This is a genomic window from Bacillus clarus (genome assembly GCF_000746925.1).
Lineage (GTDB): Bacteria > Bacillota > Bacilli > Bacillales > Bacillaceae_G > Bacillus_A > Bacillus_A clarus.
In genome coordinates, this window is the sequence record NZ_JMQC01000008.1 from 5,016,398 (window position 1) to 5,032,049 (window position 15,652).

Here is a 15,652-nt window from a genome sequence, read left to right on the forward strand (position 1 = left end):
AAAAAATGATTTGGATTATGGAGAAGGATTCCACATAGCTTAAATAAGATTATTTTATAAAGATATTTCGCTTGTTTTGATATATAAAAAATATATAACAAAAATGCCTATTCTCTCTATTTAAAACAGGCATTTTTGTTATTATCCTTAATTAAAATTTATGCTTTCATCATGATGTATTAGCCAATTCCAATATTTCCAAGACTGTAAATACCCTTTTAAGGCTTGCGAATGAATTTTTGCACAAACTCTAATGCGGGTGTCCATAAAAAGTGAAACTTTAATCAGTTTTTTTCCATCCCCCGCTGATTATTAGCCCACACCAATCGGGCTTTTACGAGCAGTTAATGCAGGATAAAAAAAAGAAACATCACTTTATAAGCGATGCGTCTTTTTTATCCCACTCTATTTTCGATTACTTCGTTTCGTTTTAAACAATCTCACTAAGTTTGAGACAACTGTTTTCGTTACCGCATAAACTGGTACTGCTAAAATCATTCCGATAATTCCAGCAAAGTTACCTACCCCTAAAATAAGGATGATAATTGTCAACGGATGAATGTTTAGCTTCGAACTCATAATACGCGGTGAAATGATATTACTTTCAAATTGCTGTACAATCGTTACAATTACGATTACCCAAGCGGCCTGCATGGGAGATACAAATAATCCAACAATAACTGCTGGTGCGGCCCCAATAAACGGTCCTAAGTTTGGGATAATATTTGTGAATGCTGCGATAATCCCTAAAACGAAAGCATATGGCAAATCGATAATTAAATAACCGATAAATGTAAATGCACCTACAAATAAACAAACGAGCGCTTGACCTTGAATATATGCAGACAACGTTTCATTCGTTTCCTTTATAATGCGAAGTCCTTCCTCACGGTAAGACTCTGGCAATAAGCTAACAGCCTTCTTTGGAAATGCATGTCCATCTTTAAACATATAAAACAAAATGAACGGTACTGTAAAGATTACTAATGCAACATTTGTGATGATACCAAATAAAGCCGTTGCACTCGACGTAATTGTGTTTGGTATTTCTTTTAAATATTCAATTGCATTCTTTTCAATTGTTTCAATTGAAACGTAATTTTGTGTAGCTAGCCATTCAAATAGCCTATGGTGAGATAATTCTTGTATGTATATTTTTCCCTCTTTAATATAAAGCGGCATATTTTTTACTAAATCCATTAGCTGTTGTGAAATGGTTGGAACGACTACTCCAATCGCAACTCCAGTTAATGAAATAATAAAAAGATATAACAGTAAAATCGCTAAACTTCTAGGTACTTTTTTATCCTCTAAAAAGACTAAGACAGGATTGAAAATGAAGTATAAAAACAGAGCGATTAAAATTGGGAAAAATAATGTTGAGATGAAGATACCAATTGGCTGAAATAGAAATGATATTTTTGTGCAAATAAATATAATTCCTACAACCATTAGCACTTCTAATGTCCAAAAGTGCACTTTCGATTTCAAAAAAACGGCCTCCTTTAAACTAGCACTTCTCTTTATTGTACCAAAACAATCATGAATTTTACATTATATTTTCCTCTACAATATTCCAAAATATCATTAAATACACTACAATGAGAGTACAGACAAATTTGCAGATAAAGGTGATAAATATGACGCAATGCATCATTTGCAGAAAAGAAACGAAAGAACTTAGTGAACAGCATGTCATCCCAGAGATTTTATGTGGATATTATTTTACAAATTCAATTTGTGATTCCTGTCATGAACATATGATAACAAATGTTGATCGCCCATTAATTCGACATAAACTGAGTCAATATAAGATTGAACAAATGAAAAAACAAATTGATTCTCCTCTATATACGAATGAATATGGTCAAGAGTTAGCAGCTGCTGAAACTGATACAGTTGAAACGAATGATGAAATCCATTATTCCAACTCATTAATTATGAAACTATGTAAAAAACATGACATTTCACTACATAATGAAATTTGGAAAGAAGAACGTGTAACAAAGGTCGCTAGTTCTATCCAACGAGAACTACTTTTAGACAATCGAAAATATAAGATGAGTGTACTAAAAATGGCTTATACTTTCGCCGTACAGACAATTGATGGTTATTTTGATGATCCAGATGCAATTGATATCTCTACTATTATATCGAATGCCGATTTTATCGAATTAAAAGAAAAAAGTATTGTTCGTGATTTAAGTAAAAGTTCATTATGGAATACATTAAATACTAAGAGTGACAATCACTACTTTATATTACTTAGTGATAAAGATGGCCTCTTCTGTTTCATCCGCCTATTCGATATTTTTGATGTCGTTGTCCATTTATCCGGTAAAAGATATGCACTCCCATCACCAATTGTCGGGGTAAATCATGTAGCGGAACAAACATTTTATATTGAGAGCTTGAAAGAATATATGGATAGTTTATTTAAAGAAAAAAGTATGAAACCTTCTATTTAATCCACACAAGAACATACGGTCTCCTTTCTTGATGAAAAGACACTATGTTATAATAAGTATGAGAAGAACAATACAATCACATAAAACAATGATAAATTGTGTATAAATAAAATAGACTAGTGTGCGGCTACACACTAGTCTACGTAACTTAGCAGATTGGATTGTTCATTTATCCTATTTGTTTCGTACAAACAAAACAACCCACATTCTATAGGCATAGGTGGGTTGTTATTTTTTGAGCTTGTCGATTAAAACGACAACGAACGTTAACAATGCAACGAGAAACAGTCCACCTTGCAATAACAACGCAATTTCACTCATTTATTATCACCTCCCTTCTATTCGGAGAAGTGATAACTGAACAACCAACCGTACCATAAGTTACCTCTTAATTTTACCATATTTTTCAGTAGTTTACGATGAAAACCAGCACACTTAAAGCTTGCTGGTTTTTTATTTATCACTATTTTTTTATTGCATATGCATCAGCTATCATTTCACCAATGTGGAATCATGCCGTATTTTTCTTTCTATAGTTTCAATAGCTGCTGTAAGCAAGCTATATCCATTCTTTTTAAATTTCCCCTTTTATTATAAATTTCTCTATGAAGTCCGGCTAATAGCGATTCTCCTTCTTCTAAACTTCCACCTGGAAGATCGTAACGATTCTTATACGGTCCCTTACTTGTATCGATTACTAACATTTTATTATTTTTGATACAAATTCCGTATACCCCAAATGCACGATGATAGTTCGGAACTTTATTCATTCTTTAACTTCTCCATAAGCGTATCATAAAATTTCCGATCATCATCAACATTTAAATGAACACGCCTGACATTTTTAGAAAAGCCATATAACAATTGTGCTTTTATCGGCTCCTTTAACTTTATTTCAAACGTAGCAGGTTCTTTAATAAATTCCAAAACAGTTGCTTCAAGAGTCTCTTTTTCTTCTTCTTTCGTTAATGGTCCACCTTTGTAAAAAATAATCCCCTCAATTTGCGTATATGGGACAATAATTTTCTTTCCTAAGCCAATTTGAAGAACCACACTTTCTTCAGTTATTATAATTGGATTTTTACGAATCGCTTGGATTTCAGCTAAAAAATAAAACATCGCATATAAATTAAGAATAAGTAAAATCCAAGCTATAACTGGATTCCATTGATGAAATAAATAATGAAAACCAATACTTTCAATTAATGTCGCGTGAATAAGCATTACATAAACGCCTATTGCACCTGTTTTTTTATGATATGAATAGGTAAACTCACTTTCTTGAACTTTTGCACGCCACGAAAAGAATGCATAGTACAGTAACTTACACTCTGAAACAATTACATTTACTGCCACACTTCTTTTCATTGTAGCGTCAAGTGCTTTGTCAATCGCATAGGAAAATGATGAATATTCTCTTCTATACTCTTTATACCCTCGTATAATCTTTGGCAAATTTCTAGCAATCTTATATAGAATGAATAGTTCTAGCCCTACAAAAGCAATTTCTCCAGCCAATATAATATAAGAAACAAATGAAAAAGCTTGTAAATAATCGCTTGGTATAATAAATCTCGCGAAAACATATCCAGCAATTACTACAGGAAAGATATACGTTAACGAATATCTTTTTCTTATTATAAAAAAATATGTGATAACAGGAATTACAATAATAAAATCTAATAATGAACCAAGTGCTACTTCTTTCGGTACAACTGGCGTTATCGGAATGGCATACACTAAATAATTCGACAATATAATGAAAGCTACAAGTGCAAACCAAATCCCCCTTCGCCTTCGCGAAATTAATGTGTTCATGCCTTCACTCCTCTATTTAAAGACTTCATTTAAGTGGTCTTTATAATATAAAATAGTGCGTTCGAATTCTTTTACTTCGTCTACTTTCACAACTATCTCTAACAATAACTTCATTGCTTCCTCATGCGCTGTCACATTGTATTTTGCTAGTGATAAAAACACTTTCATTACGTCATTTTCAGGAAACTTCTTTAATCCAGCTTCAAATACAACGATCGCTTTATCATATTCCCCTATGCAACGATATGTACTGCCAAGACCGATATAAGCACCACAAAGCGATTCGCCATCTAGTCCATTCGCAATCGCCTGCTCATAATACGGGACAGCTTCCGTTTCAAGCCCCATCACATCATGTATCCAAGCGCATTGATAAAGTACTTCTGCGTCCCTCGTAAAATTTGTTAATCCCATAAGTATTTCTCTCGACTGCGCATATTTCTTTTCGTTTCTAAGTTTAATCGCTTGCTTTAATAATTGTTCCATAGGATCCACTCCTCACCTATTGTTCATTATGTACATCCAATGGTACTATTAGTTACATTCATTATATGTTATGCGGCTTCTTCTCTTTCTAAAATCTTAAATTTACAAAGCCGTAATACGATTACATAAGTGTTCTAACCTACTCACAATCTCTCTCGCCGTTTCATCCTTTCCATTACACAACTTGACATCACCATCTTCTCCAATAACATGATGAACAGCCCCACGTGAATATAAAGAATGTGGTGAATTCGCTACCATTACATTCGCTTTTGCTTGTTCCATTCTTCCGCCTGCTCGTTGAATGAGTTCTTGTTCGCTGATATCGCTTTCAAGTTTAAACCCGACTAATATTGTTTCCGGGTCCCATTGTTTAATTTGTTTTAATACTTTTGGCGCTTTTTGAAAATGAATAATTGGTGCTATATCACTTGAAATCTTCCCATTCATATCAAGAACATTTCCCTCTTGATCACAAATTTTGTCTACAATCCAATCTGATCCGGCTGCTGCCATAATGACTGCATCAATCTTTTCATGCGTAATAATACTCTTCAGCTTATCTTGTAAATCAACGATTCCCTCAAACGGATGGAATTCTAATTGATTATTTGTATCGACTGGCTTTTCAGCAAAATAACCGTGTAAATATATAACATGTGCACCTTTTGCGATTAGCTCTTCCGCAAGAATTCTCCCAATCGTACCTTTTGCTAAATTTGTATGTCCACGCACTTGATCCCACTTTTCCAAACAACCGCCACTTGTAATTAATATCTTTTTCTCCTTCATCTTGACCATCCCTTACTGATTTTCCGATCGAAACCACTCCGCGCCAAAGTCAACTACATCACGTTGCTTCATTAAGCGGCACGTTGCATTTCCGACCTTCCCAATCGTTACAGATCCTGTATACTCAAATTCCTTTCCAATCGCTACAAATATATCAGAATCGTAATCCATTTCATCGAATTCTTTCCACACTCTTATACCATCTTCTAAAATAGGCGCGCCTACCTTTATTAATTCACGAGCTCCTGCACGTATTTCTGATAAATGAATAGACGTGTTAGAATTATAACCGGCACCAATTAATAATACGTAACCATCTAAATCATATATTTTTCGTAATGGAGATTCTTCTCCAAGGCTCAATGAAAGCGAATGATTCTTTATAATACTCTCTGCATTTTGCCCCCAAGCTGCGAAACTACTCAGCGGATGATTACTACGCAATACATTTGGATATGTACGAAAACATTCTACTATTTTCCCCATCGCCCTAGTAGGCGTTATAGTTGGGTCAAATGCAGGAACGTTATCCCTAATAATTTGCCACCATTCTTCTGGTACAGCAGGCCTTCCCCAATTCTTCGGATCCGATAAATCTGATGTTTGCGTTGGCATAATAATGTCACCTTTTTCAGTAATAACTTTCATTAATGCCTCTACTACCGCAACTGCACCTCCAGTTACCCAGCCAATTGAACTTAATGAAGAATGAACAATGACTGTCATTCCTTCTTCTATTCCTAATGCCTTCAAATCTTTTGCGATCGTTTCAATTGTATTTGGAAATGTTGTATTTGCTACTATATCATTTATTTTCACAATGACGCCTCCGTTTATTCTTGATCCAATGGTAATGAATTATTAAACTTATACATAAATATATTATCATATTTTTCTTAATCTTTAACTTAATTGAATCAATAACTACGAAACTCCTTTTCTCGATGTATATTGACAACAGTTAAATTATGGTATATTTATTTAAAATATATAAAAGAAGGTGAAAGTAATGAAAAAACTTATATTATCCTTTCTCGTATTAGGAATTATCGCTTTAAATGGATGTGCAATATTTAAAAGTGACTATGAGGATTATTGGACTTTAGAAAAATCACGCTACAACGAAGGCGGCTTTGGTCCTACAAACTTATATGAAAGAGCGCAAGAAGATCCGAAAATGATTCATTACTCTAATGATCGAATTAGCGAAGGTAAAATGATGATATATTTAGCATTTGGAGACAAGTATAAAAACGATAAAATTACAGTAAAAAAAATAAAAGACGAAAAAGATACATCAGTTATTGTATTACATATTGAAAAAAATAAAGGACAAGATAAAAATCCTGTTATGTATATTGGTGTTAATGTGCTAAGAGATTCTATTAAAATTGTAGATGAAGATGGTAAAAAGATTTTCGAAATGAAAAAGAATGAGAGTGTTACTTCGCAGCAATAGAAAAACATTCATTCTAGCAATCTTAACTTTAAATTTATACTCATATGAAAGAGCCTATTAAAAATGATGGGCTCTTTGTTTATTACATTTAGCTGTTTCTTCTTTTGAGAAAGTACTCTCCCTATACACTATATCACCTGTTTACATATATGTTACCCCTCAATCGTAACCCCAGTAAACATCGATAAATTCCCTGTTATTCTTTCACCTACTCGTAAAAACAGTCCCGCAGCTCTACCACTAATACAGTGAGAACCGATGAGTAGTTTACCAGTATACGGACCATCCCACGAATCAATCGTATGGTCAGGCATGTCTACGTATTGCTGATATATTTTTCGTTGTTCGAAGTAATACTTTGTTTTATCTTCAGCTAAAAGTTCGTCATTTTCAAAGATAGATACTCCGCCGCCTTCACGACCAAATAATGGTTTTGAAACATATGATTCTTTTCTTTCTATAAATGGATGATTTGTAAAATAAGTTGGAAGGAAATATTTCTTAATAATGTCTCGTTCTTCTTTTTCAAAGAAAGTTTCTTCTTCATAAAGTTGCCAAATTAATGCGATCACACCTTTATTTTGCATAACAAACGCAGCGGGTGGATTAATAATTTGCACTCTTCCTTGCGCAATATGATCTAAAAATTGTAGACCAATTCTTTTACCATTTTTATCAGTATCTGAAACTAAATATTCGATTGGATATAGTCGGTATAAATATTTAATTTGGTCTCCGCTCGGTGTATATATTCCATCATCTGCGACAACGATATCTTGTATACCTACATAGTCCGTTTTTTGCTGTAAACAATAACTTCTTAAAAACTGAACTGTTTGATGGTCTTCATCATGCCAATCGTAGCTAGTAAAATATATTGTTTCATCTTTGGTTATTTGGTAATCATGTTTAATCTGCTCCCAAGCTTGCACAATATGTTCTTCAATATGATTCGGATGATTCACATCATGATGACGACATAATACTTCATTTGCGACAGATGGTTCTAAATAACCGGTCGGAGTATCACAATTTACTTCAATTAATTTAATATCGTCATGATTTACGATAAAATCAAATCTTGCAAAATATGAAAATAAACCAACATGTTTCATTCTTGCGATTTCCCAAGTTTCTGGTGGAAATCCAAGCTGCTGAAATTGCTCTGTCGTATTTGTAATGTACTGATACGTTCTATACAACACATACATAATCTCTTCTGTCGCTTTAGAAATTGCAGTATATGTATGTACTGGCATCCGGTACATACCAGTTGCCATATATTGATTCCATTCTTCCTTCTCTAATAAACTCGGCCATGTAAATCCATTTCTAGCTGCCTCTTCTGCAAGAGAAAACCATACTTTCATATACTCTTCCTGTTCTTTTTCTGTATACATTTCTCCATTATCCTTTCAAATTAGGATCCAGCTGGTGCTTTTGCATTTCCAATACCACTTGAACCAGAATTCACTTTTGGCGTTTGTGTAGTAGACGGCTTTGATATATTTGAATCTGGCGTTACTTTATTCGTATTATTCGGCTGTTTATTCAAATCGACTTTCTTTGAGGAATCATTATTACTACTAGTGCCACCGTAATATCCACCACCGCTGCCACCCCTGCGCTCATCTTTCTCTTGATACGGGATAATATTGTTTGTGTAAGGTCGTTTCATAAAATTTGGTTTCGTAGTATTATACATATTCGACGTCTTACTTGCTAATAAATATCCAGCAACGAACGGGAGAATTGGCAAATGAGAACTCTCATTATTAAATGTAGCAGGTGAGTTCATATCTCTACATAATTCTTCTTTTTCTATATTTTCTGTTGTTGGTGCTTTATCATCACAATTTAATGTCTCTCGTTCGTTTCCTTGCTTCGTACCATCTGTTTTCACAGTACTACTTTCTTGCTGTGCGTTTTCTTCTTCATTATCAGCACATCCTGTTAATAGAAAAGATGATACCCCTATTGAAGCTGCTATTTTCATAAATTTACTTTTATCCATTCTCATGTGTTATACACCTAATTTCTTCTCATCTATATTTTTCCAGTTATTCTTATTATATAATGTAATTATCATTTTTTTCAAACTAAACGAAATATGCAAATTTACATTTTTTACATATTTCAAAACTACTCATTCCCGAAATGACAATGAAATCTTTCTATCCCCGGATATTTTTCTCCCAAACTTTCAATCTTAAACCTACATTTTTTATAAAATTCGACTGCCTCATCGTCTGTCTCAGCCTCTATATATGTCAACTCATACATTCTAATTATTTCTTTTATCATTTGAAGTGCAATTCCTTGATTACGATATTTTGCCGCAACCGCTATATGACATATTCTTGCTTTATTTGTATCAATTAACTCTATACCTATACAAGCCTTACTCCTATATTTATATAGCACTGCGTGATCGTTTTGATACAATGATATGGCTTTTATTAAGCTTGCTTCACTCGGACCAATCGCATGCTGTAATACTTTTATAATTGAATCTATTTCTAAATGTTCCACACGTTGTAACACCATATCCTCATCCCTTTTCATGAAAAAAGATTAGCTCTTTATTGCAAAGAGCTAATCTTTTTACGCGGTTATTTTTTCTTCTTTTTTCACAACCACTGCAACATAACTATGCAATATCATGCCGACAATAACGAGACTCATCCCAATCCAAGATAAAGAAGATGGGATTGGTGCGGATAGCCAGATGAGTTCTCCTACTAGCGCAAATAAAACTTCACCAGACTGTGTCGCTTCAACTGTTGCTAATTTTTGTGGATCGTCTTTTACAAGATCTGTCGCAAAGAAAAATAATACTGTCGCAATTAAACCGGAACTAATCGCAACGATAAAACATTGAAAAACTTGGCCGCTTGACGGTAATCCGTTTGTAGATACTTCGTAACCAGATAATAAAAACCAAAATGGTAAACTTGCTAATGTCATGCCGAGAACTCGTTGAAAGACGTCTAATTCACCTTTACAAACTTGCATCATCTTTCTATTTCCAAGCGGATATGCAAACGCCGCAATTAGTACAGGAACTACACATAGAACGGTTTCACGAATTCCTAAAGATGAAGCGTGTTCCACTTGCATGAGAACAACACCGAATAAAATAATGCCTGACATTAATAATTCCTTCATCGGAAGTTTTTTATGTAATGAATTTGTAGCGAATAATGGTGTTAATAAAATACCTGCTATAATCGTAATTTGCCACGTTGAGGCAACGAGCCATCCTGGTCCAAACGCACCAGCGAAACTAAGCGGTGCATAAAAGAGACCAAATCCAACAATACTCCATAACAACCATTCTTTCGGATTGTTTTTCATATATTGCAAGAGTTGTTTTAAATTCCCTCTATACATGACAATAACTAAAAGCATTGGAACCATAAAATAATACCGTAAAGATGCACTCCAAATCCAACTTCCCCCTTGCAAATCCATCGCCCGGTTTAAAACAAAGGTAAAGGCAAAGAAAAACGATGCCAATATCCCCACTGCAATAGCTTTCATCGTAAAACTCCTTATATAGTTTTTTCTTATACTATATAACAAAATGAATATAATTAAAATTCGTAAATTTTATTAAACATGCAGTCTTTAAAGAAACAACACCATATGTTCATCATCACGATATACATCTTTCATTTTGATAGCTCTTTTTTCAATCCCATATGTTTTAAATCCCATTGCTTCGTATAACTTTTTCGCTGGCTCGTTCGTTGATACAACCCCTAAGTTCAGTTGCTCCAATTGTATTTCTCTTGCTTTTTGAATTGCATTTGCAATTAACTTACGTGCAAGCCCTTTTCTTCTATTTTGTGCATCTATATACATCGCAACAATATGCCCTTTATGCTTATATACTTGCTTCTCTTCTGTTAGTAATGTGACAACGCCAAGCAATTGATTCTCTTCATTAAAAGTACCGAATGTAAAACTACTATTAGATGAAAGGTTACTAGCAACACGCTCCATAGGATTTTCCTGGCGCACCGCTTCTTCATAAGTTGTTACAAATGCCTCTGGATTTACTTGCAATGCTTGTAAACGTAAGTCCCAATATTTCTCCGCATCTTCTTTAGAAAGTAATCGAATCATTTTTCCCCACCCCCTTAGGTTTACATAATATATTTACAATCTATTAAATATAGATTGATATTCTTCTTTTAACATACTATATCGATAGCGATGAATGAACTTTCCTTGACGTAATCGATCGTTTCTCATTATTCCTTCGCAAACAAATCCAGCTTTTTCATAACTCTTTCTTGCTTGTAAGTTATCCTCATCAACACGTAGCCAAACTTTCTCCAATTCGAACTTGGAGAATCCCATTTGTAACATACTGTATAGCGCTGCCATTCCATATCCTTTTCCCCAATATTCTTTATTACCAATCGCAATTCCTAGTTCGGCATTTTTATTCGTTTGATCAAAATTTTTTAGATTTACCCATCCAATGTGTATATTCTCATCAGTGAGAATAGCTCGTTGTTCATATCCATTTTTTCGACTTATACACGTTTCAATCCATCTTCTTGTATCTTCACGTGTAAATGGCGGATATTGAGCAGGTACAACTAAGTGCTTTGTTACTACCTTATCTAATGACCATTGATATCGATCTTCTACATCATCAAGTGATAGTTCTCTTAATTGAATAGTTGGTAAATTCATTTGTCTAACCCCTCTTTATTTCCCCATAGAAAACCCTTCGAACACCCGTCCTCCATAATTTTCTAAAGTCTCTTCTACAAAAGCAATCAAGTTCATTTTCTCTCCTGTTTTATAAAAATGATCAAATGATGCAACAAACTTTTCTGCAAATTGCTCATCGTATCTTTTTAACACTCTAATAAACCATTTTGAATTACCGAGCCACTGGCCATTTACTCTTAAAACAAATTCATGTACGAAATCAGCTAATAAATTTGCAATGAATAATTCTTCTTCTCTCTTTGTTGCACCAATAAAGTCATCCAAAACATCCGTAATAAAATAGCGCTTCTGCTTTATTATTTCTTCTGTCCACTTCTCAGGTCCTTTACGTAGTAGCCGCTCTGCCTCATTTTTTAACACTGCTACAATATCATCATTTCCTTTTAAAACAATTGCTTCTGAAACTAAATGTGGTAAGGTAGGTCTCCCGCGCTCACAATCACTTTTGAAAAAAATTTTATACGTTTCAAAATTATGTACGAATACTTCAACAGGCCAGCCGTTACTATAGAAAGATTCTCTATAACAAGACGGCAAGCTCCTATCAAATACTATAATATCGAGGTCAGATGTTTTTGTTACTTCCCCCCGAGCAACACTTCCCCCTAGTAAAGCAACATCACAATTTGGAAATTGTGATGCAATTATGCTTCGTGCTGCTTCAATTGCTTTCATGTCCTTTCCCCTTCTCTCATTTCACTTTCTTTTTTTCAGCTCTTTCTCGTGCCTTTTTAATATACGGTTCTGCATCCGGTGTTTTACACGAAGTGGGCCCATGATCAACTTCTACTTTTCCAATCTCACGCGCAATTTCAATTGCTTGTTGTTCTAAGTTTTCATTTCGAATCCCAATCGCAATTAAAGCATGATTCATCGATTCTCTTTTTCTATTTTTTTCATTATGTATATGCATATGAATTTCTTTTAAATATGGTAAGAAAAATTCATCTTCTAACGTTTTATTTTTTATAGCGATATTCGCTAATAATGACCAACCAGCTCTTCCAATCCATTCATCGTCAGATTTCGTCCATTCCTCCATTTTCTCTAGAGAGATTGGCGCTGTGCAAATAGCTGTCATAAGGACATCCATTAAACAATAATAATCAACTTCCTGAACCCACTCATCAAGTTTTTCTGATGCTAGTTTTTTCGGATCTAAAACCATCGTCGCTAATGTCCTTGCATCCATATTTTTTGTTTCCCACAATGAGATTGCTAAATCATGATCTTTTTTTATTTTCTTTTTTAACAATTTTAAATTAGCAAAACTAACTCCAAATAATGGTTCTTTCGCCCCGTGATTTTTATACGTCTTTCGATTTTGTTCTGTTCCCATTTCCTCAAGTTGCTGCATTACTTCTTCAAGTAACATATACCCACCTCTTTTTATGTATTGTATTGACCTCATATATGTACTTACGATATATTCTACATTATTTTTCGTTTTCCTATATTTTATTTTTTATTACGGTATGTGAAATTTCTTAGTTACCACAAATAATTAAATTAATCCTTCATTCGTAGTAACCCCCGCTACATCAGTACACACAATCAATTGATCTAACATATTTATTAGTTCGTATCCTATAATAACTAGTGACAATGCACCAGTTTTATTCTTTTAATTTACGTTGATACATCCTGTTCCTTCTATATGACTTAAAAGATTGGCATTATTATAGTGTTGGAATAAAAAGTATGAATCTTGTTTTCTTCTGTTAATCTCTATTGCCTCCTCAATTACTGCGTAAAAACCCTTAAATTTATCAACTCATATTACGTTAGCACCATAATCATCTAGTTCATTTAATAGTGATTTACCGGTTCCAGAACTTAAAACTAACGTACATTCAATCCCTAAATAATAACAAATACGACCAATTGATCTCGCTAAGCTCCCACCACTATACTCTAAAATATGTTGTTTTTTGTTCGTTTCTTTTAAATAATTTTTTATCATTCCAAATGCTGCTCTATCCTTAATCGATCCTGTAGGATTGTGCCATTCACATTTAGCATAGACAGAAAGATTCTTCGTTTCTTCGCATTCTAATTTTATGAGGGGTGTATTTCCAACCTTTTGAGAAAACTCTTCAAAATGGTTTAACGTCATATTTCTATACCTCCTTCATAACTCATATTTATTACATTTATTCTTGGTCAAAATACTTTCTACATTTTAATAACTTTCTTAATTAGAATTTCTTATATAAAAATCCCTACAAACGCTGTAGGGATCAATGTCCAAATCAATTTGTTGCACTCTATTACATACGAAAAGAGCTTCTTTATTCAATTGCATTCATAAGCACAATTCTCCAACCATCCGGATCCTCAATTGTGATTCCCTTCTCTATCCAATACGGATTTTCTGGTTCAACTTCATGATAGCCCATTTTACCTAATCGATTCGTTATTTTTTCAATTTCCTCTTTATTAGGCATATAAAAAACTAACAAATTATCTTTTGTAGGTGCAGGACATGGACTTCCGTTAACGTGCCTTGTAAACTCTAAATGATACTCTTCATCCGGTAATCCAAACATGACCCCGTCGTATCCTTCATGATTATGAAACTCCCCTATACGTTTTAACCCTAATCCTGTTTCATAAAAACTTATAACTTCTTCAAATTTATCTGTTGGTCTTGCAAATCTAAACTGAACCCAATTCTTCATGCAAATTCCCTCCTTTTAAATTTTCAAAGCTTATAATAGCCACTATAAATTAGATATATATAATTTAATATCCCTCATTAGTGGGAGAGCTACTTAAGATGAAAGGCCTATAAAATAATAAACAGTAGGACTTTCGTATAACATTCATATAAACTTAATGATACAAATTTAGAGATAAAATCACATATCAACTCTCTACAATTTTTCTTACGTATAAAAAAGCTCTCCTTGTAGGGCCTTTATATATCGTTCAGCAGATCTTTGTACAGCTTTATTTGCTTCTTCCATCACTACACCATGAAATGCATTATACAGTCGATTAAATTGGATATCTTTTACTTTCTCTGCCATATCTCTAACTTTATCCGCTGGTAACGGAATGAGATTTGGATAACTATACATAAAACTTACCCATTTTTGATCAGAAACTACTTGTATAATATCGCCTGATAACAAAATTCCTTGTCCCTCATAACCATCTTTCCAGTGCATAACAGTTCCACCTTTAAAATGACCTCCTAAGCGATACAATGTAAGCTCTTCTGATAATTTCAAATGTTCCCCAGACCAAAATTTAATTTGTTCACTTGGACGAACCACCCACTCTTTATCATCTTCATGAATATATATAGGGACATTAAATGTTTCCGCCCATTTTACTTGTGTAGAGTAATAATGTGGATGAGAGAGTGCTATTGCTTGAATTCCTCCTAAATCATCTATCCTCTTTATCGTTTTATCATCTAAATAACTAATACAATCCCACATAATATTTAGAGCTTTACTTTGTATTAAAAATGCTGTTTGTCCAATAGCAAATTTAGGTTTTGTAGTAATACTATATAAACCACTTTCTTCTTTTATAATTTCATTTTTGTATAAATTGCTATTTTGCATTGTTTCTAATGTTGTCCATGACTGTCCCAGTGGATTAATATATTGCCTCTCCTCATTACAAATTTTACACTGAGAAGGTGCTTCTTGATTTTCGGGATACTGTACTCCACATGTAGTACAAATATAATTAAACACATTCCCACCCCTTTTATAGATTTAATTGCTTCTTTACCACCATTTTAATTAAAATCAAAAATAATTAAATCGATAATTTGAACTAAAATGCATTCATACGAAAGAGCTATTGATAACCCTCTATTAAGACTTTCGTATCATTTCTATAAAAATTATTATTTCTT

Annotated in this window: 18 protein-coding genes and 2 pseudogenes; 2 read left to right on the plus strand and 18 right to left on the minus strand. The window is 33.6% G+C overall.

What is annotated here, in order from left to right; all coding sequences use genetic code 11:
- Nucleotides 1-405: 405 nt before the first annotated feature.
- The gene (locus DJ93_RS26645; RefSeq protein ID WP_042984040.1) at nt 406-1,491 is read right to left on the minus strand and encodes an AI-2E family transporter; all 1,086 of its coding nucleotides are present in this window, start codon (nt 1,489-1,491) and stop codon (nt 406-408) included.
- Nucleotides 1,492-1,640: 149 nt separating this feature from the next.
- On the opposite strand from DJ93_RS26645, the gene DJ93_RS26650 reads away from it, so the two are divergent.
- Nucleotides 1,641-2,468, plus strand: a complete 828-nt coding sequence (locus tag DJ93_RS26650) for an HNH endonuclease (RefSeq protein WP_042984041.1) — start codon at nt 1,641-1,643, stop codon at nt 2,466-2,468.
- 228 nt (nt 2,469-2,696) lie between these two features.
- On the opposite strand, the gene DJ93_RS34110 is transcribed toward DJ93_RS26650, so the two are convergent.
- The 6 genes and pseudogenes from DJ93_RS34110 to DJ93_RS26675 all read right to left on the minus strand — a co-directional run bounded on the left by DJ93_RS34110 (nt 2,697) and on the right by DJ93_RS26675 (nt 6,383).
- Complete coding sequence (locus DJ93_RS34110; RefSeq protein WP_001289320.1) at nt 2,697-2,789, minus strand: putative holin-like toxin; 93 nt, start codon at nt 2,787-2,789, stop codon at nt 2,697-2,699.
- Nucleotides 2,790-3,049: 260 nt separating this feature from the next.
- A pseudogene (locus DJ93_RS26655) lies at nt 3,050-3,238 on the minus strand (NUDIX domain-containing protein); the annotation flags it as partial.
- The gene (locus tag DJ93_RS26660; protein WP_042984042.1) at nt 3,231-4,286 is read right to left on the minus strand and encodes a hypothetical protein; all 1,056 of its coding nucleotides are present in this window, start codon (nt 4,284-4,286) and stop codon (nt 3,231-3,233) included. The pseudogene DJ93_RS26655 and the gene DJ93_RS26660, both read right to left, overlap by 8 nt.
- 12 nt (nt 4,287-4,298) lie before the next feature.
- On the minus strand, nt 4,299-4,772 hold the full coding sequence (locus tag DJ93_RS26665) for a tetratricopeptide repeat protein (RefSeq protein WP_042984043.1): 474 nt from the start codon (nt 4,770-4,772) through the stop codon (nt 4,299-4,301).
- Between the two features lie 102 nt (nt 4,773-4,874).
- Entirely contained in the window at nt 4,875-5,564 is a 690-nt protein-coding gene (locus DJ93_RS26670; RefSeq protein ID WP_042984044.1) for a phosphopantothenoylcysteine decarboxylase domain-containing protein, read from the minus strand.
- Nucleotides 5,565-5,576: 12 nt separating this feature from the next.
- Entirely contained in the window at nt 5,577-6,383 is an 807-nt protein-coding gene (locus DJ93_RS26675; RefSeq protein ID WP_042984045.1) for an AAC(3) family N-acetyltransferase, read from the minus strand.
- Nucleotides 6,384-6,573: 190 nt separating this feature from the next.
- Between DJ93_RS26675 and DJ93_RS26680 the strand changes: the two genes are divergently transcribed.
- A complete protein-coding gene (locus tag DJ93_RS26680) occupies nt 6,574-7,023 on the plus strand; it encodes a hypothetical protein (protein WP_042984046.1) in 450 nt (149 codons plus the stop codon).
- A 152-nt stretch (nt 7,024-7,175) separates the two neighbouring features.
- Here DJ93_RS26680 and DJ93_RS26685 read toward each other — a convergent pair whose 3' ends face one another.
- From DJ93_RS26685 to DJ93_RS26735, 11 genes and pseudogenes are all read right to left on the minus strand, one after another.
- Nucleotides 7,176-8,423: a glutathionylspermidine synthase family protein gene (locus tag DJ93_RS26685; protein WP_042984047.1), complete on the minus strand. Its 1,248-nt coding sequence runs from the start codon at nt 8,421-8,423 to the stop codon at nt 7,176-7,178.
- Nucleotides 8,424-8,443: 20 nt separating this feature from the next.
- On the minus strand, nt 8,444-9,043 hold the full coding sequence (locus DJ93_RS26690; protein ID WP_042984048.1) for a hypothetical protein: 600 nt from the start codon (nt 9,041-9,043) through the stop codon (nt 8,444-8,446).
- A 122-nt stretch (nt 9,044-9,165) separates the two neighbouring features.
- Nucleotides 9,166-9,570, minus strand: coding sequence for a GNAT family N-acetyltransferase (locus DJ93_RS26695; protein ID WP_042984049.1), 405 nt, complete (start codon nt 9,568-9,570; stop codon nt 9,166-9,168).
- Between the two features lie 57 nt (nt 9,571-9,627).
- Nucleotides 9,628-10,566: a DMT family transporter gene (locus DJ93_RS26700; RefSeq protein ID WP_042984050.1), complete on the minus strand. Its 939-nt coding sequence runs from the start codon at nt 10,564-10,566 to the stop codon at nt 9,628-9,630.
- Between the two features lie 87 nt (nt 10,567-10,653).
- On the minus strand, nt 10,654-11,154 hold the full coding sequence (locus tag DJ93_RS26705; protein ID WP_042984051.1) for a GNAT family N-acetyltransferase: 501 nt from the start codon (nt 11,152-11,154) through the stop codon (nt 10,654-10,656).
- 33 nt (nt 11,155-11,187) lie between these two features.
- Nucleotides 11,188-11,733, minus strand: coding sequence for a GNAT family N-acetyltransferase (locus tag DJ93_RS26710; RefSeq protein WP_042984052.1), 546 nt, complete (start codon nt 11,731-11,733; stop codon nt 11,188-11,190).
- Nucleotides 11,734-11,748: 15 nt separating this feature from the next.
- Nucleotides 11,749-12,450, minus strand: a complete 702-nt coding sequence (locus tag DJ93_RS26715) for a nucleotidyltransferase domain-containing protein (protein WP_042984053.1) — start codon at nt 12,448-12,450, stop codon at nt 11,749-11,751.
- 16 nt (nt 12,451-12,466) lie between these two features.
- Nucleotides 12,467-13,150, minus strand: a complete 684-nt coding sequence (locus tag DJ93_RS26720) for a DNA alkylation repair protein (protein WP_042984054.1) — start codon at nt 13,148-13,150, stop codon at nt 12,467-12,469.
- Between the two features lie 267 nt (nt 13,151-13,417).
- Nucleotides 13,418-13,891, minus strand: a pseudogene (locus DJ93_RS26725) (PLP-dependent lyase/thiolase); the annotation flags it as partial.
- Nucleotides 13,892-14,066: 175 nt separating this feature from the next.
- On the minus strand, nt 14,067-14,456 hold the full coding sequence (locus DJ93_RS26730; RefSeq protein ID WP_042984055.1) for a VOC family protein: 390 nt from the start codon (nt 14,454-14,456) through the stop codon (nt 14,067-14,069).
- A 207-nt stretch (nt 14,457-14,663) separates the two neighbouring features.
- Nucleotides 14,664-15,488 carry an MBL fold metallo-hydrolase gene (locus tag DJ93_RS26735; protein ID WP_042984056.1) on the minus strand — a complete coding sequence of 275 codons (825 nt, stop codon included), beginning with the start codon at nt 15,486-15,488 and terminating at the stop codon, nt 14,664-14,666.
- Nucleotides 15,489-15,652: the final 164 nt, after the last annotated feature.

What these genes read in the sequence shown, in the direction of transcription:
- DJ93_RS26650 (WP_042984041.1), top strand. Translation starts at nt 1,641, where the DNA reads ATGACGCAATGCATCATTTGCAGAAAAGAAACGAAAGAACTTAGTGAA.
- DJ93_RS34110 (WP_001289320.1), bottom strand. Translation starts at nt 2,789, where the DNA reads ATGAGTGAAATTGCGTTGTTATTGCAAGGTGGACTGTTTCTCGTTGCA.
- DJ93_RS26660 (WP_042984042.1), bottom strand. Translation starts at nt 4,286, where the DNA reads ATGAACACATTAATTTCGCGAAGGCGAAGGGGGATTTGGTTTGCACTT.
- DJ93_RS26665 (WP_042984043.1), bottom strand. Translation starts at nt 4,772, where the DNA reads ATGGAACAATTATTAAAGCAAGCGATTAAACTTAGAAACGAAAAGAAA.
- DJ93_RS26670 (WP_042984044.1), bottom strand. Translation starts at nt 5,564, where the DNA reads ATGAAGGAGAAAAAGATATTAATTACAAGTGGCGGTTGTTTGGAAAAG.
- DJ93_RS26680 (WP_042984046.1), top strand. Translation starts at nt 6,574, where the DNA reads ATGAAAAAACTTATATTATCCTTTCTCGTATTAGGAATTATCGCTTTA.
- DJ93_RS26685 (WP_042984047.1), bottom strand. Translation starts at nt 8,423, where the DNA reads ATGTATACAGAAAAAGAACAGGAAGAGTATATGAAAGTATGGTTTTCT.
- DJ93_RS26690 (WP_042984048.1), bottom strand. Translation starts at nt 9,043, where the DNA reads ATGAGAATGGATAAAAGTAAATTTATGAAAATAGCAGCTTCAATAGGG.
- DJ93_RS26695 (WP_042984049.1), bottom strand. Translation starts at nt 9,570, where the DNA reads ATGGTGTTACAACGTGTGGAACATTTAGAAATAGATTCAATTATAAAA.
- DJ93_RS26700 (WP_042984050.1), bottom strand. Translation starts at nt 10,566, where the DNA reads ATGAAAGCTATTGCAGTGGGGATATTGGCATCGTTTTTCTTTGCCTTT.
- DJ93_RS26705 (WP_042984051.1), bottom strand. Translation starts at nt 11,154, where the DNA reads ATGATTCGATTACTTTCTAAAGAAGATGCGGAGAAATATTGGGACTTA.
- DJ93_RS26710 (WP_042984052.1), bottom strand. Translation starts at nt 11,733, where the DNA reads ATGAATTTACCAACTATTCAATTAAGAGAACTATCACTTGATGATGTA.
- DJ93_RS26715 (WP_042984053.1), bottom strand. Translation starts at nt 12,450, where the DNA reads ATGAAAGCAATTGAAGCAGCACGAAGCATAATTGCATCACAATTTCCA.
- DJ93_RS26720 (WP_042984054.1), bottom strand. Translation starts at nt 13,150, where the DNA reads ATGTTACTTGAAGAAGTAATGCAGCAACTTGAGGAAATGGGAACAGAA.
- DJ93_RS26730 (WP_042984055.1), bottom strand. Translation starts at nt 14,456, where the DNA reads ATGAAGAATTGGGTTCAGTTTAGATTTGCAAGACCAACAGATAAATTT.